Below are 18,571 nucleotides of genomic sequence, written 5' to 3'. Positions count from 1 at the left end.
CACTCAGTAAAGGAGATAGTACAATGCAGGCACCTCCTTCCTTTTATGAAGGCGATACGTTAGAAGTCGCAAAGAAATTACTCGGACAGAAACTTGTACATATTGTAGACGGAGTAAAACGAAGCGGAATCATTGTAGAAGTAGAAGCATACAAAGGTCCCGATGATAAGGCCGCACATAGTTACGGAGGTAGACGAACGGACCGTACAGAAGTCATGTTTGGTGCACCAGGACATGCTTACGTATATTTAATTTACGGTATGTATCATTGTTTTAACGTCATTACAGCGCCAGTTGGCACCCCGCAAGGTGTTCTCATTCGAGCCCTTGAGCCAGTAGACGGGATTGAAGAAATAAAACTTGCGCGATACAACAAAACCGACATTACAAAAGCGCAGTATAAAAATTTAACGAACGGCCCTGGCAAACTATGCCGTGCCCTCGGAATTACTTTAGAAGAACGAGGTGTATCATTACAAAGTGATACATTACATATTGAACTCGTCCCAGAAGAAGAACACATATCATCACAATATAAAATAACAGCAGGACCTCGTATTAACATCGACTATGCAGAAGAAGCTGTACATTATCCGTGGCGTTTTTATTATGAGGGCCATCCGTTTGTTTCAAAGAAATAAAGTGAAACTTTAATCAGTGGGGAGGGTCTTCATCCCCCACTGATTATTAGTTGAACCAATCGGACTTTTATGGGCAGTTGATCCCCCGCCTAACTTCTTTGCTTTCGCTGAATTTGGAGGTGGGGATCTTACTGCCCATTAAAGCGGGATAAACGATATCGACAAGCAATATTAATAAAAGAAGACTGTTCCACAATGGAACAGTCTCTCCCTTTTACTCCGCGCCTTCCGCAGTCGCTATATTATCCTCTAAGTTTTCTCTCGATAATTCAGCCGCCATAAAGTCAGCTGTTTCTGGAAGTGCTAAATGCATATGAGCTTTTTGACAAATTTGGATCGTACAGTTTTCAACAACATAATCGAAAACGTGCCCGCCCCCGCTTCTTTCATCATCAATATAATGTAAGTGGAAACCAGCTACACCAATGCCTTGCGCATAATCTGGTGTCCAAAATCCAGCAAGCGTACCTTCTGTCTCTTTAAACGAAAAGATTGGTTGTGATTTCGTCACTTCAACGAGCGGTGTATACGGTTTTTCTTGTCTTGGAACAGTTCTCGTTCTTACTTCACGGAACGTACCGTCCATTCTAATAGCGTAAAATAAGTTTTTACTTGGCATTAATTCATGTAATAATGCCTCAACTTCTTCACGATTCATCGGACGCTCTACCGTATAACTCATTTCTTTTTCAAAAAACGTTACAGTCGCAAACGGTGTTGTTTCTTCCGGTTCTACTTTTTCTGCTGAACCGTCTGAACGTAAATGATAAAATTCGTTATCAAATGCAATCATTTCACCATCTAATTGATCAAATGTGCCGATGCCGAAATCACCACGTTCTTTCAATTCCTCAAAGCTAATTACACCATCATATATACCATCTAATAGCGCAAGCATTGTAGATGTTTGATATACTTCATTACTCGTTTTCGTTCTTTTTGCATCAATATCAATGAATTGTGCAACAGTCATCTCAATCATGCCTCCATTAGTTTAATTGGTTTGGTAATAATTTTTCGCTTAATTTAATGTTGTCACGGTAGTCAATTGGAATATCAATAATGACAGGACCTTCTGCTTCTAACGCTTCTCTCAATACACCTTCTAATTCATCTGGTGTATTGACACGAAGACCTAACGCCCCGAAACTTTCCGCATATTTCACAAGATCAACATCGCCAAACTCAGTAGCTGATGTTCTGCCGTATTTCATCATTTGTTGGAACGCAACCATATCGTACGTACCATCTCTCCATACGAGATGTACAATTGGAGCATTTAAACGTACCGCTGTTTCTAATTCCATCGAAGAGAATAAGAAACCACCATCACCTGACACGGAAACAACTTTCTTGCCCGGCTCAACTAAAGTAGCGGCAATTGCCCAAGGAAGTGCAACACCTAACGTCTGCATACCGTTACTAAATAATAGTCTACGTGGTTCATAAGAACGGAAACATCTTGCCATCCAAATAGAATGTGAACCGATGTCACATGTAACGGTTGTATCGTCACTAATTAAAGAACGAAGTGTACGAATGACTTGAAGTGGATGCGTAACACCTTCTGAAGCACGGTTTGGAACTTCTGCTTGTTCTGATAATTTCGCGCGTAATCGTTCTAACACTGCTTCTGATTTCGAACTTAATACAAGTTTCGGTAATTTCTCCGCGATGCTATTTACTGTTAAAGCGATATCACCAATTAATTCACGCTCTGGTTGGTAATCATGGTCGATATCCGCTTGATGATCATCAAGATGAATGATCGTTCTGTCTCCAAGTTTATTCCAGAATTTTGGATCATACTCAATTGGGTCATAACCGATAGAAATAACAAGGTCTGCTTCTTCTAGTAAAATATCACCTGGTTGGTTACGGAATAATCCAACGCGGCCAAAGAAATGATCTTCTAACTCACGCGAAATTGCACCAGCCGCTTGATATGTTTCAACGACAGGAAGTTCTGTATCCGCAATTAATTCACGAACGGCTTTCGTCACTTCATTTGTGCTCGCTCTCATACCGAGTAAAATAACTGGTAATTTCGCCGATTTTATTTTTTCTACTACATATGTAATTTCATGTGTGGGAGCGATTCCAAGCTGTGGCTTAGAAAGCGCACCGATAGACTCTACAGTCGTTTCCGCAGTCATAACGTCTTGCGGCAGACTTACTAAAGTAGCTCCTGGATTAGTGGAAGTCGCACTTCGGAATGCATTTGATAGTGCTTCTGGCACATTATCAGGATGCTCTACTTCTACGCTATATTTTGTGATTGGTTCGAATAGTGCAGCATTATCCATAGATTGATGCGTACGTTTTAATCGATCTGTACGCGGAACTGCACCAGCTAAAGCAACAACGGGATCACTCTCCGCATTCGCAGTAACAAGACCTGTCGCTAAATTCGATGTCCCTGGTCCTGAAGTTACAAGACATACGCCCGGTTTCCCTGTTAATCTACCAATAGCAGCTGCCATAAATGCTGCGTTTTGTTCATGACGACAAACAATTAACTCTGGTCCTCTTTCTTGCAGTACATCAAATACAGAGTCAATCTTCGCTCCTGGAATACCGAAAACATGTGTAACACCTTGTTTAATTAAACAATCAACAACAAGATCTGCTCCTTTTGTTTTTGTCTTCACGTCGTTTGCTTTTACACCTGTACTCAAACTAATCATTCCTTTATTTCATAATGTGTGTAATAAAGATTTTTAATTTCACCTAGTTAATTAACGTGGTGAAGTATCTTCTATCATTATATTACAAATGCATTATTTTTCCAACGATATGAATTTGACATTTTTTTGACAACCATTAAAGAATCCGCTTACAACCCTTTATTTATCCTAAAATAATAATTTTATATCTCATCTAAAAATGCACGAAAAACTTTCATCTAGTCACAGTATTAAAAACATTACAGTACCTTGCAAAGAACACTACTAAATGATATATTTGTAAATATTGGAATACCCAGCAATTGGAATACGCTTTGTAATTCATCATTTTATAAAGGAAAGTGATTGTTATGAACAAAAATGAATTTTTGGAACAACTTAATTCTTCCCTGTCGAATATGCCTAATGCAGAAAAGAAAGATATTATTTCAGAGTATGAAACTCATTTTATCAGTGATAAACAGGATGGGAAATGTGAAGAAGAAATTGCTAGAAAACTAGGAAACCCTAAAACGATCGCTAAAGAACTTACTGTTTCCTATGCAATAAGCAATGCTGACAAGAAACGCAGCTTTAAAAATATGATAACTGCACTATTTTCTGTTATGAGCTTAAGTATTTTAAACTTTGCCTTTATCATTATCGCCTTTTTCGTACTACTCTTTTTATTACCTATTATTCTAGCACTTATCATTGCCACTCCAGTATTAATCATCTCACCTATTTTATTAATAGGATTAGGATTTTTCAAAGGATTTCATCAAATTAGTTATTCCGATGTTTATAATGTGTTCATCGCTTTTTGCGGCGGTTTACTCATATCCGTCATATCTTACCAAATGGTAAAACATCTATACGCAACTTTAGTAAAGTATTTGAAATGGAATATAGCTATTTTACAAAGATAATAATGAATATAAAAGGAGATTAAAATGAAGAAGTATACTTTATATCTACTCATGTTACTTACAATTTTATTGCTACCAGCTTGTTCAAACAGTGCACAACCTAAGGAAGAAAACGATGTACAATCTATTAAAGATGTAACGATTAAAATTCCAGAAACTATATTCACTTCCTCAAAAAAAAATGAAACTATTAACGAAGACGAAATGAAACAAAATATAAAAACGTATTTAAATTATAGCGGAGAGTTATACGAAAACATCGTTCCACTTTCGTCAGCCATGTCTGACGAGAATGTCACGAAATCCGACCGAGAGAAATTAAAACAACTAGTAAATTTAGCGCAACAAAATGATGCGAACTTCCATGATTTTATTAGTAACAATACGATCCCTGATGATTACAAACAGCCTTCAAAGGAAATTCATGATTACATTTCAGCGTCTACGGCACTTTCAGTAGAACTAGAGCAAGAATTAGACAAAATCGCGCAAGATGGTAACTTATTCAAAACTGATTTTTCTTTTACAAAACGCTTTGAGAAAGTGAATGGTAGGAAGCAAAAAGAAATTGAAAAGTTTTTGAAGGCAAAGAATATTGAGACGGAGTATTTCCACAAATAAGAAACAAAAAAGACGCCCCTATACAGGAGCGTCTTCTCTCATTACGCTTGTTGTTGCGCGTTATATAATTCTTCAAGTGGCTGCATGATAATTTTGTTAACGTCAGTGATAACGATGTTTAGGCGTTGTTCAGTTTCCATTAACTTTGTGATTTTAGCATCTTGTTGAATGCGAGCTACAACTTCTTGTGCTTTTTGGTTATCTTCTTCACTGATTTCTTGACCTTGCATCATTTTTTGTTGTAGGCCAAGTTGCATTGCGCGGAACTCATCGAATAAGTTCTTTGAATTTGCATCACCTTGTACTGCTGCGTAGCTTGCTTTTAATGTTTGGAAATCTTCGTTTTCAGCGATTGCTTTTTGTAATTCATATGCAACATCATGAATGTTTTTTGTCATTTTATTTTTCCTCCTTTAGAAGGCTAGCGCTTATCATGCGCACCGCCTTTTCAGTGCATTTACATACGCACCTCTTCTTACCATATCAAACTATGCAAGAGATGTGAAGAAATTTCACTTTTATTTCTATGTACTTATCTTTACTACATAAGGAACAACAGGAATAGCCCTTGCACGAGTCCAATCATTCCGCCTAATAAGGCACCTAAATACGTAATCATTTTCAGCTCATTTTTTGTAATGGACAGAACTAAATCTTCTAGTCTCTCTGTTGAAAATGTAGACACTTCTTGTTGGACAATTTCCGCAAGGTGGAGATTGTTTAATATACTTTCTACGTTTTCTGTCCCCCACTTTAAGCCTTTCGTTACAGCACTTGGGACTAGCTTTTCCTTGATTGTTTCTCGAACTGGCTCACATACTTGCTGCACAGATTGATTTAAAAATTTACTCACTGTTTCTTCAACTTTAACCGCTGACAATATGGAGCTTACAATCATTTCTTTTTCTACAAACGTTTCTACTTCTTTTACATCTCTTCCTTTTAACTTTTCCCACTCTTTTTGCAGTACGTCAGTTAAAAGCTGCTTTGTTCCATCTTGCCCTAAAAACTTAATGACTTCTGGCTGCACACGATCCACTACACTTACATTCCCTAAAAACATTCCGACTAAGTTAAGTAGCGTTCCCCTAGAAGCAAAGAAATCATCAATCATTTTTGAAAGACGTGCTTTTCCTTCTTCACTTTCAAAGAAACTAATTCCTCGCTCTAAAATAAATGCCGAGACATTTGGGATTATATTCTCTATTTTTTCATGAACAGAATGAGGTAAAGCCTGTTCCCATGTATATGTATAATACTCTGCTAAAAATGCCTCTATTTTTTCTGTAATCACATGTTCGATTTTCCCGGTCGCCTCTTTTTCTACATACGCTACATTCCATTTTTCTAACATATGTCGTAACGACTGTTCATTCGTAATTACTTTATCCACTTCTACTTGTGTCCATTGAATTAAACCTTTTTGAAACTCTTCATTTGTTAATTTCTTTCCGATTCCTTCTGGCGTTAACAAATGTTCGACAACCATTTTTCCTAATTGAACAGCAAGTTCATCACGGCGCTTCGGAATTAACCCTGGTGTAAATGGAACTTGAAATTTCCCAATATAAATAGGGCGATGAGGACGAAATAACATTTTTATTGCTAAATGATTTGTGAATCCTCCAATAATCGCTCCGAGCCCTGTCGTCGTTAACATACTTAACCATATATTCATTACAATCAACCTTTCGCTTCTCCAAAACTATAGCATATCATCATACGGACAAAAGTATAATGGTATAAAAACGTATTTGCAATATATAGCTCTGCCTATTATGCCAACATTTTGTTAGTAAAGGAGTGATTTCGTTGGTTCTCGGTATTTTAACTTCTCACCCTCATTATGAGCAAATGTATTACACCGAAATCGCTAAACGCGCTCGGCTTTATCATAATGTCGTTGCCCAGTTTACGCCATTTGGTATTGATCCTAAAACAGACCTTGTCTCTGGTCTGATTTATGATACAGATACAGGAAAATGGAAAGAGCAAATATTCCCTATTCCTTCTTATATTTATGATCGTTCTTCTTTTAACGAGGAAACAGACTTCAATAAAGCACAATCAATTATTCACTCATTACACAACCGTCCTACCACTACCTTTTTAAATAACACACTCATTGACTTAAGCGAACTTCATGATTTATTTCTCACGAATAAAAAATTATCTCCTTATATACCAAAATTTGAAATAGCAACGATACAAAACATTTTCAAACTGTTATTAAAAACAAAAGATATTATTATACGGCCTACTAACACACATTCCAATGAAAGTCTGTACCGGATCACTTATAAAAACAAAACGTTTCATATCGATACGATAAATGATGACTATCATACTTCTACTCCAATCAAACGGACAGATGAATTTATATCTTGGTACAAATCTAACATACGATCAGCACGTTACATCACCCATACAATGCTACAACCACCAAATCAATTAACATACCCGCTCCATATTCGAACCATTTTGCAAAAAAATAAAGAACAGAAGTGGACTGCTATCGGCCAATTTATACAAAAAAGCTCATTTCCGAATCAACTTTTACTTTCGGCAACGGATGATTCCTCGCTGCATTCATTTTCAAAAATTAAATACGTACTATCTAGTACCGGTGTACAATTATTACAAGACGCTTTACATGACATTATAAATGAAGTGTTTCAAACATTAGATGAATCTTATTCTTCGTTATTCGAGCTAGAGCTTTCCACCATTATGGATCAAAAAGGGGCAATTTGGCTTATGTATGTCAACACGATTCCCCCGTACGAACATTACATTCGTCATAGTAATGCACTAGCCGAAAAAATATATCACGGACCACTAAAGTTTAGTCGCTTCACACCATAATGAAAGGAGGTAACACCATTTTGAAAGAGCACATATATACATTAAACATTTCAGATGAGCATCCAAATAGTATTACTTTACCTTATATTTTTTCCATTACACCACCAATTGCATCTCTTTCCTTCGGCGTACGCCATGTTGCAAGTGAAGAGGTGAAAATTCATTATTCCTTTACTCGCGAAATCATTATTGGAAAACAAATTGCAGAGAAACTTTTACTTCCTCATTCCACTACTATCCATGCATTCACGCAAAATGAAACCATTATTTTCGGACCGTTAATCGGGATTTTCACAACTGGTTTTAACGATGACTCTTCTAATCCTTTAGGAAACCGTTCAACTTCTCTCAGCGAGTTACTAACGCCGCCATTCACCTTGCGACCATTTGTATTCGTTTTTGGTGTGCAACATATAGACTGGGCAGACGAAACAATTGAAGGATATTTCTTTCAAGAAGGGCAATGGATTAAGAAAAAAGTCCCTTTACCGAATGTCATTTATGATCGATTACCAAATCGGAAAGCCGAAAATTATAAACCGATCGTAAGAGCAAAAAGAAAATTAGAGCATGACTATTCCATTCCGTGGTTTAACCCTGGGTTTTTCAATAAATGGGAAGTGCATCAACTTCTTATGAAAGATGAATCCATTATTCCCTTATTACCAAATACGGAAGCTTTTCAACATTTCGAACAAGTAGAACGATTTCTCGGCACGTATAAATCTGTTTACATGAAACCGATACACGGCAGCTTTGGTAGAAACATTCATCAAATATTTTACTCTCAAACAGAGAATTGCTACTACTGTCGTTATCGCGAAAATGAAGAAAATAAACTAAGAAAGTACCAATCATTAGAAACGCTTCTGAACCATGTATTAAAAGGACATGATTTAAAAAAGTTTATCGTACAACAAGGTATTTCCTTACTTCGCTTCGATGGGCAACCTGTTGATTTTCGCATTCATACAAATAAAAATCATTTCGGCCAATGGATGGTCAGTGCAATCGTTGCAAAAATTGCTGGCAAAGGTAGCTTAACAACGCATGTAAATAGCGGTGGCGATACAAAATTACTTCAAGAACTTTTTCCAGATTCAACGAAACAAGTTCAAATTGAAAATAAATTAAAACATACAGCCTTACAAATCAGTTACGCGCTCGATGAACAAGTAACCGGAAATATTGGAGAAATTGGTTTTGATATCGGTTTAGACACGCAGGAAAACCCATGGCTCTTTGAAGCAAACTCTAAACCTGGGCGAACTGTATTCCAAGATGAAAAGTTAAAAGAACAAAGTGAACTGACGCGCCAATTATTTTACGAATATGCCATCTACTTAACTGAACATTCTTTGCGCGATGCAAAAGAAAAAATGGCTCAAATAAAATCCGGAACTCCATCAAACACCGAACATATCCCATCCCCTATGATTCACTCACAAATACGAAAACAAAAACTTCCACCCCATTCATAAGGTGGAAGTTTTCTATTTACACAAGTTTCACTACAACCTCTGTTTCCACATTACACATCCCGCAATAAAAAACATGATTGCAGTACTCTTGTGAATTACTATGTGTTAAACCATCTACTACACTTAATAATTCTTGATCCATATACGCACTATAATCGTCTATGTAATCTACAGTTTTTCCATAATCTTGGAGTATACCTTGGCAATTTTGACAAGAATATGTTTGTGATTCTAATGCGTTGCAAAGCGGGCAAATTCCCATCACGATTCCTCCATACGTTATCATTTACAAGCAGATTGAAGAGAGCATCTAGCCGTGCATAGGAGCGTCCTGTCCCCCTACTTAAAATAGAACTATAAAGTTGCTACCGATTTAATTTTAGTAAGTCATAAATAAGAAGTTAATGATTTGCCCCACAATAGCGGGATACAAAAAGAAAAACATATTTCATATCGCTCTTAGTTTAGCCTTCTTTCTAAAAAATACAACGATTACTCTTATTTCATAATTTACGAAATCACTAAGATTTTTTTACAAAATTTACAAATTATTATTTCGTATATCTTTCTAGGTAACATCCATACTATGAGTACAAACTTAATTACCGATGGATTAGCGCCAAACGGGGCGATAATCTGGTTCAAATCCAGCTAGTCCAACCAAAAAAAATTTTTATAACTCTAAGGAGGATATATTCCTATGGCAAACCAAAACTCTTCAAATCAATTAGTAGTACCAGGAGCAACAGCTGCAATCGACCAAATGAAGTACGAAATCGCTCAAGAATTTGGTGTACAATTAGGAGCAGATTCTACGGCTCGTGCTAACGGTTCTGTTGGTGGAGAAATTACAAAACGTCTAGTTGCAATGGCTGAGCAAAGCCTTGGCGGATTCCAAAAATAAATATATATGGCAAAAAGGTCTCAAGGCATATGCCTTGAGACCTTCCTTCATTTATTGCAACATTTGTAAAAACTTCTTCGTACGTTCTTCTTTTGGATTTGTAAATACATCTTCTGGTGTACCTTGTTCGACAACGACACCGCCATCCATGAAAATAACGCGGTTCGCAATTTGATGCGCAAAACGCATTTCGTGCGTTACAATGACCATCGTCATGCCTTCTTTAGCAAGTTCTTTCATTACTTTCAGAACTTCTTGAACAAGTTCAGGATCAAGTGCTGACGTCGGTTCATCAAATAGTAATACTTCCGGCTCCATCGCAAGCGCGCGAGCAATTCCAACGCGCTGTTGTTGTCCGCCTGATAATTGGAACGGATATAAGTCTACTTTATCCGCAAGACCAACTTTTTCAAGGAAATAGTTTGCTTTTTTCTTCGCTTCTTCTTTCCCCATCTTTTTCACTGTAACGAGCCCTTCCATTACATTTTGAAGTGCTGTTAAATGAGGGAATAGATTATGGTGCTGGAATACCATACCTGTTTGCGTACGAAGATTGACAATATCTTTCTTCGATACTTTTTGAGAGAAGTCGAGCTCTTTATTACCGATGCGAATATTACCAGCGTTCGGCGTTTCTAACACGTTGAGGCAACGCAGGAATGTCGTTTTACCAGATCCAGATGGACCGATAATAACAACAACCTCCCCCTTCTCAACTGATAAATCTATATGTTTTAGTACGGTATTATCTCCGAAACTTTTTTGTAAATGTTGAATTGAAATCATAAAAACAAAAACTCCTTTTATGAAAGGGTTATTTTAGAGTGTAACGTTCTGAACGTTTTTCTAATATTTGTTGCACAATAGATAATAAGAAGCAAATTGCCCAATAAATTAGACCTGCTTCGAAATAAACAATTAAAAACTCATAGTTCATTGCCGCAATTTCCTGCGCTTTTCGGAACATTTCTGTTACTAAAATTAACGATGCTAATGAAGTATCCTTCACTAAACTAATAAATGTATTCGAAAGCGGCGGAATAGATACTCGCGTTGCTTGCGGTAAAATAACACGTTTTAATGCTTGCGGGTATGTCATCCCAATTGTGTAAGCTGCTTCCCACTGTCCTTTCGGGATTGAAAGGATAGAAGCACGAATAATTTCAGATGCATACGCACCAACATTTAACGAAAATCCAATAACTGCTGCTGTATATGGCTCAACTTCAATATTAAGAGTTGGAAGACCATAGAAAATAATAAATAACTGTACAAGAAGTGGTGTTCCGCGAATGATAGATACATAGATACGAGCAATCCATTGTAAAATACGACTACCTGAAATACGTGCAAGCGCTGTTAACGTCGCAAGTATAATCCCGATAATAAATGTAATAAGCGTTAATGGAATTGTCGTAAATACAGCTTCCTTCAGCATAGGCATGAAGGAAGACTGCATAATATCTATCCAAGTAGACAATCGATCTGAAACCAACGCACTACTTAGATACATTTTCACCGAACCATTTTTTCGCTATTTTATCGTACGTACCATCTTTTTTCATATCTTCTAACGCTTTATTTACTTCTTGTACTACCTTGTCGCTACCTTTACGGAATAAGAATCCACTCTGTGACGCTTCTTTTTCTGTATCTACAATTTTAATTTTTGCATCTTTTTTCGTTTCTAAATAATTTAACACTGATAATTTATCATTAATTGTGAAATCAACACGGCCAGTGTTTAATAATTCTGCAGCTTGGCTAAAGCCTTCTACATTCGTAATTTCTGCACCATTTTTCTTAGCAATATCTGCATAGTTACTTGTTAAAGATTGTGCTGCTTTTAATCCTTTTACATCAGCAAATGTAGCAGGTTTATCTTTATCCTTCGCAATAACTAATACCGCTGAAGATGAAACATATGGGCTAGAGAAGTCATATTTCTTTTGACGATCTTCACGAATACCAACTTCATTCGCAACCATGTCGAAACGTTTTGCATCTAGACCAGCAAGTAAGCTATCCCATTGTGTTTCTTTAAATACAGGTTTTACTCCTAAACGTTTTGCAACTTCTTCTGCTAATTCAACGTCAAATCCAGTTAATTTATTACTTGAATCGTGGAATGTGAACGGTGGATATGTACCTTCTGTTCCAATTACAAGTTCACCACTTTGTTTTATCTTTTGTAACGCATCTTGATTAGCTGTATCTTTTTTCTCTTCTTTACCGCAGCCCGCTACAATCCCGATTGCTAATGTAGTTACTGCAAGTACTGAAAATAATTTTTTCATGATGGTAATCCTCCAAGTATTCTGATAGGAATTTAAAAACTATATTGATTGTATGCAATCTTGAACAATTTTTCAATGAAAATGTTCTTATTTAGTTTATCCTTTTTCTTCATAATCAAACAAAAGGGGAAAATAACGCTACATACAAAAAATAAGTAACATTTTTTAATATAGCATTTATAAAGAAAAAGGTAAAACAATACTTCTTATTTAACTGCCCTGATTCACTAAAAAAGAACTTGTGAAAATCACAAGTTCTCCTCCATACATATTAAGCGCTCTGGTTTCCTTCCATTTGCGTTTTGTACATATCGTAATAACGCCCGCGCTTTTTCATTAGTTCATCATGAGAGCCTTTTTCTAAAATCGTTCCTCTATCAAGCACAATAATTTGATCTGCGCTTTTAATTGTTGAAAGACGGTGAGCGATAATAAATGTCGTTCTTCCTTTTTTCACAACTTCTAACGCTTGTTGGATCATCGCCTCTGTTTCTGTATCAATACTAGACGTTGCTTCATCTAAAATTAAAATGGCTGGATCAAAAGCGAGTGCTCTAGCAAACGAAATAAGCTGACGTTCTCCAGTGGAAAGCGTGCTTCCCTTTTCTGTAATTTCTTCATTTATATTGTTCGCAAAGCGTTCCGCACCAACATCACGCAATGCTTTTACGATGCGATCTTCTGAAATTTTTTCATTCTCTAAGCTTACATTAGAAGCGACCGTCCCGCTAAATAAAAACGGATCTTGCAGTACGATTCCCATATGTTCACGCGTTGCTTGTTTCGGCATCGCTTTTACATCGTGACCATCAATCGTAAGCTTCCCTTTTTCAAACTCATAAAACTGGAAGAGTACATTCATAATAGAACTTTTTCCTGATCCAGTATGACCGACAAGTGCCACTGTCTCTCCTTGTTTCGCTTCAAAAGAAATATTTTTTAGCACTTCATCTTTTCCATTATAAGAAAACGATACATTATCAAACTTCACATTTCCTTGTAGGCGAGGCATACGTTCCTCTTCTACTGCTTCCCCTTTTTCCTCTAACAATTCAAAAACACGTTCTGATGCAACACGCGATTGTTCTAAGTTAGCAAGCTGATTTACCATATTTGTAATTGGCGAGAACAATCGTGTTAAATAATCAACGAACGCATACAGTATCCCTAGAGAAATGACGCCTGAAGCACTTAATGAAGCACCACCGAAGTACCAAATCACACCTGTGAAAGCGATATTTCTTAATACAGACACTAAATTATGAGAAGTTGCTGCATTTAAATTCAAAATTTTATTTTGATATTTAAAATAATCGCCATTTAATTCTTCAAACTCTTTCTTCGTTTCACGCTCTTGACGAAACGCTTGAATAATCGGCATCCCTTGAATAGATTCATTCACTGTTCCGTTAATATCAGATAAACGTGAGCGCATTTTATGATTGTATACAGACGCATACTTTCTATAAAGAATCGCCCAAACAATTAAAATCGGGATGATAAGTAAACATAACGTCGCCAATTTTACATCGAGTAAAAATAGCGCAGCGAATATCCCGATAATATAAATGATACTAGAAACGAATGTCGCCAGTACCGTTACGTATAAATCACGAATGGCTTCCGTATCATTCGTAACACGTGATACAATTTTCCCTGCTGGTAAATGATCGAAATAACGAATCGGCAACGTTTGAATATGAGAAAAGACATCTTCCCTCATAATTTGAATAATTTTGTTCGCTGCCTTCTGTAGGAAAAATTGCTTTCCGTATGCAAATAATGAGACAACTACTAATAAAGCGAAATAACCACCACCAAGTAATAATAGGGGGTTTATTTCTGGTTTATAAAACGCAAACACTTCTTCTTTCGTTAATGCTTTCGCTTTATACACTTGCACTGCCTTACCATTTTGGACGGTAATCATATCATCTTTTACAGTACGTGACCCTTCAGCATTCACTTTATTCGGTACAAAGTAATATTGAAAACCGACTTGCATCACGCGTACTTCTTTTCCTTTTTTCTCACCTTCCTGGAAGCGATCACTTCGCTTATAAAAGGTGCCATTATACGAAACAGCCTCTTCACTCTTTTCTGTTTCATACCAAGGTTTCTCTATCCCGACGATATGATCGTCAATCATCGTTTTCGCGACGAAAGGACCAGCAAGTTCTGCGATAACGAAAATAAATAACATTAGCATCGCTGCAAAAATTGTCCCTTTTACTTTCATCGCATATTGAAACAATCGTTTTGAAACGCTCATATTTTCACCCCACTATCCGCACTTTCATTTTCCCCTTGTTGTCTTTCAAACTGCTCAGCATACCAGCCTCCGCTTTGAATAAGCTGTTCATGCGTACCCTCTTCCATTACTTCTCCTTCATCCATAACGAGAATCCAATCCGCATGTTGTACGGCAGATAAACGGTGCGTCGTAATAATCGTCGTTTTTCCGCTTCTTTCTGTTCTTATATTTTCAATGATCGCTGCTTCCGTACGAGCATCAACAGCTGATAAAGAATCGTCCAAAATTAAAATTTCTGGATTTTGAATGACAGCTCGCGCAATTGAAATCCTTTGTTTTTGCCCTCCTGATAAAGAAACACCCTTCTCTCCAACGAGCGTTTCTAACCCTTCTGGTAAAAACTCTAAATCCTTTGTAAACGCCGCAATTTCAATCGCTTTCTCGAGTTCTTCTTCCGTCGCTTCTCGGTTGCCGAATAAAATATTTTCCCTCGCTGTTTTTGAGAACAAAATATGTTCCTGAGGTACATACCCAATCCATCCGAGTACATTTTCATTCGTTATGTTATCTAACGTCACATCAGAGACTGCAATATCCCCATCTCCAAGTGGGTATTGACGAAGAAGCTGGCGTACGAGCGTCGTTTTTCCGCTTCCTGTTTTTCCAACAACCCCAAGCGTTTCCCCTTGTTTTAATGTAAATGAAACCTTTTTTAAATTTGTTTCAGTTGATGAAGGATATGAAAAGGTAACGTCATCGAACTGAATATAATCCGGCTCTTGTACAAGCTTTGGATTTTTCGGATCCTTGACATCCGGTTCATACGCTAACGTTTCATTCACACGGTCTAATGAAGCATTTCCTCTTTGCATAACATTAATTAATTCGCCAATTGCAAACATCGGCCAAATCATCATCCCTAAATACACGTTAAATGAAACAAGTTCACCAAGTGTTACCTTTGATTGAAATACAAGATACGCGCCATACACTAAACCAATTAAATAACTAAGACCAACAAGCATTTTCACAGTTGGCTGGAATAATGCATCGATTCTAGCTACTTTCATATTTTTTTCGTATACGTCATCTCCTAAATGATGAAATCTTTCCTGATCCGCGTTCTCTTGTACGTATGCACGAATAACGCGCACACCAGCGATCGATTCAAGTACTTTATCATTCATATCTCCAAACGCATCTTGCGCAACTGTAAATCTCTCATGCAATTTCTTTCCATATATGTTCATCGCATACGCCATAATCGGAAGCGGTATAAGTGCCGCAAATGTAAGCTCCCAACTAATTGTAAATCCCATCATAAAGACAATCGTAAGCATATATAAACTCGAATCCACGAGCGTTAATATACCGAAACCAGCTGTCATAGCAATTGCTTTTAAATCATTTGTCGCTCTCGCCATTAAATCACCAGTACGATTTTTATGATAAAACGTCGGTGTCATCTTAAGTAAATGCCCCATAAATTTAGAGCGCATCGTCTTCTCCAGTACGAATGCTCCCCCAAACAATTGATGTTGCCAAACGAAAGTAAGACCATATCCAATTACCGTAACCCCTATTAAAATAAGAATAAATTGCATAATTGCTGCATTCGTTAACGTTCCTGTTTTTATATTATCAATCGTAACCCCTAACACTTTCGGGGGAATGACTTCAACTATATTTACAATTAAAAGAGCTCCAATAGCGATACTATATCTCTTCCAATGCTCTTTAAAAAACCATTTTAACTTTAGTAATACTGATAACAATGTAACCTCTCCCTTCTCGTTCTCGTTTCACTCCCATTTCTTTACCCACTATCCAGACCCATCACATTTACATTTCGTAATCCATACAGTCTCATCACATTTTTCCACCTTCCAAATTTTTATATAGTAACGTGGAAAATAAACAAAAAAAAGCATACCGCCGCTTGACGATATGCACAAAAATGCATAAAAGCGTACGTTACGATATACGCAACGTACGCTTTTTATAAGACAAAGATGCCTTATATATCCGCACGGGTTGCGTAATGATATGAATGTTTTCTGCCATTTAACAGAGCTAAGCCCATTACATTTACGATTACAATCATTACGCACACCCCCTTCATTTATTTTCCATTTATAATCTTACAACTTTATTGAGTATTCTGTCAATTATTTTTTTACAAACCGAATAAAAATATGCGCTACATCATTTTGAAATAAGGGAATCTTCTGTAAGAAAGGGCATACAAAATAAAAAAAGAATAAGAAATCGTTTTCACAAACATTTCATTTGAAAAATGTTATCAAACACCCTACAATCACCTTATACTCACTCTTACAAGTTGCTATTTTAGGAGGACTAATCATGACAACTAGCAATACGTACAAATTTTATTTAGACGGAGAATGGAGAGAAAGCTCTTCAGGAGAAACAATCGAAATTCCATCTCCATACTTACACGAAGTAATTGGACAAGTACAAGCAATTACTCGCGGAGAAGTAGATGAAGCAATTGCATCTGCAAAAGAAGCCCAAAAATCATGGGCGGAAGCTTCTCTACAAGATCGCGCAAAATATTTATATAAATGGGCTGATGAGCTCGTAAATATGCAAGATGAAATTGCCGATATCATTATGAAAGAAGTCGGTAAAGGTTATAAAGATGCGAAGAAAGAAGTTGTTCGTACAGCTGATTTCATTCGTTACACAATCGAAGAAGCTCTTCATATGCACGGAGAAAGCATGATGGGCGATAGCTTCCCTGGCGGAACGAAATCTAAACTTGCGATCATCCAACGCGCACCACTTGGTGTTGTATTAGCAATCGCACCATTTAACTACCCAGTAAACTTATCTGCTGCAAAACTTGCACCAGCATTAATTATGGGTAACGCTGTTATTTTCAAACCAGCAACTCAAGGTGCAATTAGTGGTATTAAAATGGTTGAAGCACTTCATAAAGCTGGCCTTCCAAAAGGTCTTGTAAACGTAGCTACAGGACGCGGTTCTGTAATTGGTGACTACTTAGTAGAACACGAAGGCATCAATATGGTATCGTTCACAGGTGGTACAAACACAGGTAAACATTTAGCGAAAAAAGCTGCAATGATTCCACTTGTATTAGAACTTGGTGGTAAAGACCCTGGTATCGTTCGTGAAGATGCTGACTTACAAGATGCTGCAAACCATATCGTAAGCGGTGCATTCTCTTACTCTGGTCAACGTTGTACTGCTATTAAACGTGTACTTGTACACGAAAACGTAGCGGACGAGCTTGTTAGCTTATTAAAAGCGCAAGTAGCTGAGCTATCAGTTGGATCTCCAGAACAAGACAGCACAATCGTTCCATTAATCGACGACAAGTCTGCTGACTTCGTTCAAGGCTTAGTTGACGACGCTGTTGAAAAAGGTGCAACAATCGTTATCGGTAACAAACGTGAGCGTAACTTAATTTACCCAACATTAATCGACCACGTAACAGAAGAGATGAAAGTTGCTTGGGAAGAGCCCTTCGGCCCAATCCTTCCAATCATCCGTGTTTCTTCAGATGAACAAGCAATTGAAATTGCTAACAAATCAGAGTTCGGTCTACAAGCAAGTGTCTTCACAAAAGACATTAACAAAGCATTTGCAATTGCTAACAAAATCGAAACTGGTTCTGTTCAAATTAACGGACGCACAGAGCGCGGCCCTGACCACTTCCCATTCATCGGTGTAAAAGGTTCAGGTATGGGCGCACAAGGTATTCGTAAGAGCCTTGAGTCTATGACACGTGAAAAAGTAACAGTATTAAACTTAGTTTAATCTTATATGTAGAAGCTGATCTAGTTTTGGATCAGCTTCTTTTTATATCAAATAATTATTCATTCCTAATAACAAACTCTTCTCTATAATCTGATTATTACTATATCCA

17 protein-coding genes are annotated in these 18,571 nt (G+C 37.1%); 7 read left to right on the top strand and 10 right to left on the bottom strand.

Features of this window, described 5'->3' with window-relative positions; translation table 11 throughout:
• Positions 1–23: 23 nt before the first annotated feature.
• A complete protein-coding gene (locus ABH961_RS23455; RefSeq protein ID WP_098079884.1) occupies positions 24–641 on the top strand; it encodes a DNA-3-methyladenine glycosylase in 618 nt (205 codons plus the stop codon).
• A 214-nt stretch (positions 642–855) separates the two neighbouring features.
• Here ABH961_RS23455 and alsD read toward each other — a convergent pair whose 3' ends face one another.
• Together alsD and alsS are read right to left on the bottom strand one after the other, a co-directional pair.
• On the bottom strand, positions 856–1,614 hold the full coding sequence (alsD, locus tag ABH961_RS23450; RefSeq protein WP_098847886.1) for an alpha-acetolactate decarboxylase: 759 nt from the start codon (positions 1,612–1,614) through the stop codon (positions 856–858).
• Between the two features lie 16 nt (positions 1,615–1,630).
• Positions 1,631–3,319 carry an acetolactate synthase AlsS gene (gene alsS / locus ABH961_RS23445; RefSeq protein WP_048545630.1) on the bottom strand — a complete coding sequence of 563 codons (1,689 nt, stop codon included), beginning with the start codon at positions 3,317–3,319 and terminating at the stop codon, positions 1,631–1,633.
• 359 nt (positions 3,320–3,678) lie between these two features.
• Here alsS and ABH961_RS23440 point away from each other — a divergent pair, with 359 nt between their 5' ends.
• Both ABH961_RS23440 and ABH961_RS23435 read left to right on the top strand, forming a co-directional pair.
• Positions 3,679–4,236: a DUF1700 domain-containing protein gene (locus tag ABH961_RS23440; protein ID WP_404520127.1), complete on the top strand. Its 558-nt coding sequence runs from the start codon at positions 3,679–3,681 to the stop codon at positions 4,234–4,236.
• Between the two features lie 24 nt (positions 4,237–4,260).
• Positions 4,261–4,857 (top strand): NDxxF motif lipoprotein, encoded by a 597-nt coding sequence (locus ABH961_RS23435; RefSeq protein ID WP_098079876.1) that lies wholly within the window; start codon positions 4,261–4,263, stop codon positions 4,855–4,857.
• A gap of 41 nt (positions 4,858–4,898) precedes the next feature.
• On the opposite strand, the gene ABH961_RS23430 is transcribed toward ABH961_RS23435, so the two are convergent.
• The gene (locus ABH961_RS23430) at positions 4,899–5,255 is read right to left on the bottom strand and encodes a YlbF/YmcA family competence regulator (RefSeq protein WP_000164619.1); all 357 of its coding nucleotides are present in this window, start codon (positions 5,253–5,255) and stop codon (positions 4,899–4,901) included.
• A 143-nt stretch (positions 5,256–5,398) separates the two neighbouring features.
• A complete protein-coding gene (locus ABH961_RS23425) occupies positions 5,399–6,535 on the bottom strand; it encodes a DUF445 domain-containing protein (protein WP_142330292.1) in 1,137 nt (378 codons plus the stop codon).
• Positions 6,536–6,669: 134 nt separating this feature from the next.
• Between ABH961_RS23425 and ABH961_RS23420 the strand changes: the two genes are divergently transcribed.
• Positions 6,670–7,722 (top strand): YheC/YheD family protein, encoded by a 1,053-nt coding sequence (locus ABH961_RS23420; RefSeq protein ID WP_404520125.1) that lies wholly within the window; start codon positions 6,670–6,672, stop codon positions 7,720–7,722.
• A 20-nt stretch (positions 7,723–7,742) separates the two neighbouring features.
• On the top strand, positions 7,743–9,203 hold the full coding sequence (locus ABH961_RS23415; protein ID WP_098079871.1) for a YheC/YheD family endospore coat-associated protein: 1,461 nt from the start codon (positions 7,743–7,745) through the stop codon (positions 9,201–9,203).
• A gap of 16 nt (positions 9,204–9,219) precedes the next feature.
• On the opposite strand, the gene ABH961_RS23410 is transcribed toward ABH961_RS23415, so the two are convergent.
• Positions 9,220–9,465 carry a hypothetical protein gene (locus ABH961_RS23410; protein WP_151631788.1) on the bottom strand — a complete coding sequence of 82 codons (246 nt, stop codon included), beginning with the start codon at positions 9,463–9,465 and terminating at the stop codon, positions 9,220–9,222.
• A 438-nt stretch (positions 9,466–9,903) separates the two neighbouring features.
• On the opposite strand from ABH961_RS23410, the gene sasP reads away from it, so the two are divergent.
• Positions 9,904–10,107: a small acid-soluble spore protein, SasP family gene (sasP, locus tag ABH961_RS23405; protein WP_000013339.1), complete on the top strand. Its 204-nt coding sequence runs from the start codon at positions 9,904–9,906 to the stop codon at positions 10,105–10,107.
• A gap of 51 nt (positions 10,108–10,158) precedes the next feature.
• On the opposite strand, the gene ABH961_RS23400 is transcribed toward sasP, so the two are convergent.
• The 5 genes from ABH961_RS23400 to ABH961_RS23380 all read right to left on the bottom strand — a co-directional run bounded on the left by ABH961_RS23400 (position 10,159) and on the right by ABH961_RS23380 (position 16,433).
• On the bottom strand, positions 10,159–10,893 hold the full coding sequence (locus ABH961_RS23400) for an amino acid ABC transporter ATP-binding protein (RefSeq protein ID WP_000623593.1): 735 nt from the start codon (positions 10,891–10,893) through the stop codon (positions 10,159–10,161).
• A gap of 28 nt (positions 10,894–10,921) precedes the next feature.
• Positions 10,922–11,620, bottom strand: coding sequence for an amino acid ABC transporter permease (locus tag ABH961_RS23395; RefSeq protein WP_033657688.1), 699 nt, complete (start codon positions 11,618–11,620; stop codon positions 10,922–10,924).
• Positions 11,607–12,404 carry an amino acid ABC transporter substrate-binding protein gene (locus ABH961_RS23390; protein WP_046957228.1) on the bottom strand — a complete coding sequence of 266 codons (798 nt, stop codon included), beginning with the start codon at positions 12,402–12,404 and terminating at the stop codon, positions 11,607–11,609. The genes ABH961_RS23395 and ABH961_RS23390 overlap by 14 nt, the downstream gene beginning before the upstream one ends.
• A 271-nt stretch (positions 12,405–12,675) precedes the next feature.
• Positions 12,676–14,676 carry an ABC transporter ATP-binding protein gene (locus ABH961_RS23385; protein WP_404520122.1) on the bottom strand — a complete coding sequence of 667 codons (2,001 nt, stop codon included), beginning with the start codon at positions 14,674–14,676 and terminating at the stop codon, positions 12,676–12,678.
• Positions 14,673–16,433 carry an ABC transporter ATP-binding protein gene (locus ABH961_RS23380; RefSeq protein ID WP_048545647.1) on the bottom strand — a complete coding sequence of 587 codons (1,761 nt, stop codon included), beginning with the start codon at positions 16,431–16,433 and terminating at the stop codon, positions 14,673–14,675. The genes ABH961_RS23385 and ABH961_RS23380 overlap by 4 nt, the downstream gene beginning before the upstream one ends.
• Before the next feature lie 589 nt (positions 16,434–17,022).
• On the opposite strand from ABH961_RS23380, the gene gapN reads away from it, so the two are divergent.
• On the top strand, positions 17,023–18,462 hold the full coding sequence (gene gapN / locus ABH961_RS23375) for an NADP-dependent glyceraldehyde-3-phosphate dehydrogenase (RefSeq protein ID WP_087985762.1): 1,440 nt from the start codon (positions 17,023–17,025) through the stop codon (positions 18,460–18,462).
• Positions 18,463–18,571 lie beyond the last annotated feature (109 nt).

The sequence above is a fragment of the Bacillus sp. RC251 genome (assembly GCF_044908765.1).
Taxonomy (GTDB): Bacteria; Bacillota; Bacilli; order Bacillales; family Bacillaceae_G; genus Bacillus_A; species Bacillus_A wiedmannii.
Note: the sequence above shows the minus strand (reverse complement) of the source record. Positions and strands in the feature narration are given on the sequence as shown.

Excerpts from the sequence above, each read along its gene's own strand:
- ABH961_RS23385 (WP_404520122.1), bottom strand. The coding sequence starts at position 14,676 with ATGAGCGTTTCAAAACGATTGTTTCAATATGCGATGAAAGTAAAAGGG.
- ABH961_RS23440 (WP_404520127.1), top strand. The coding sequence starts at position 3,679 with ATGAACAAAAATGAATTTTTGGAACAACTTAATTCTTCCCTGTCGAAT.
- ABH961_RS23390 (WP_046957228.1), bottom strand. The coding sequence starts at position 12,404 with ATGAAAAAATTATTTTCAGTACTTGCAGTAACTACATTAGCAATCGGG.
- ABH961_RS23435 (WP_098079876.1), top strand. The coding sequence starts at position 4,261 with ATGAAGAAGTATACTTTATATCTACTCATGTTACTTACAATTTTATTG.
- ABH961_RS23400 (WP_000623593.1), bottom strand. The coding sequence starts at position 10,893 with ATGATTTCAATTCAACATTTACAAAAAAGTTTCGGAGATAATACCGTA.
- ABH961_RS23425 (WP_142330292.1), bottom strand. The coding sequence starts at position 6,535 with ATGAATATATGGTTAAGTATGTTAACGACGACAGGGCTCGGAGCGATT.
- ABH961_RS23395 (WP_033657688.1), bottom strand. The coding sequence starts at position 11,620 with ATGTATCTAAGTAGTGCGTTGGTTTCAGATCGATTGTCTACTTGGATA.
- ABH961_RS23455 (WP_098079884.1), top strand. The coding sequence starts at position 24 with ATGCAGGCACCTCCTTCCTTTTATGAAGGCGATACGTTAGAAGTCGCA.
- alsD (WP_098847886.1), bottom strand. The coding sequence starts at position 1,614 with ATGACTGTTGCACAATTCATTGATATTGATGCAAAAAGAACGAAAACG.
- ABH961_RS23410 (WP_151631788.1), bottom strand. The coding sequence starts at position 9,465 with ATGGGAATTTGCCCGCTTTGCAACGCATTAGAATCACAAACATATTCT.
- ABH961_RS23430 (WP_000164619.1), bottom strand. The coding sequence starts at position 5,255 with ATGACAAAAAACATTCATGATGTTGCATATGAATTACAAAAAGCAATC.
- gapN (WP_087985762.1), top strand. The coding sequence starts at position 17,023 with ATGACAACTAGCAATACGTACAAATTTTATTTAGACGGAGAATGGAGA.
- sasP (WP_000013339.1), top strand. The coding sequence starts at position 9,904 with ATGGCAAACCAAAACTCTTCAAATCAATTAGTAGTACCAGGAGCAACA.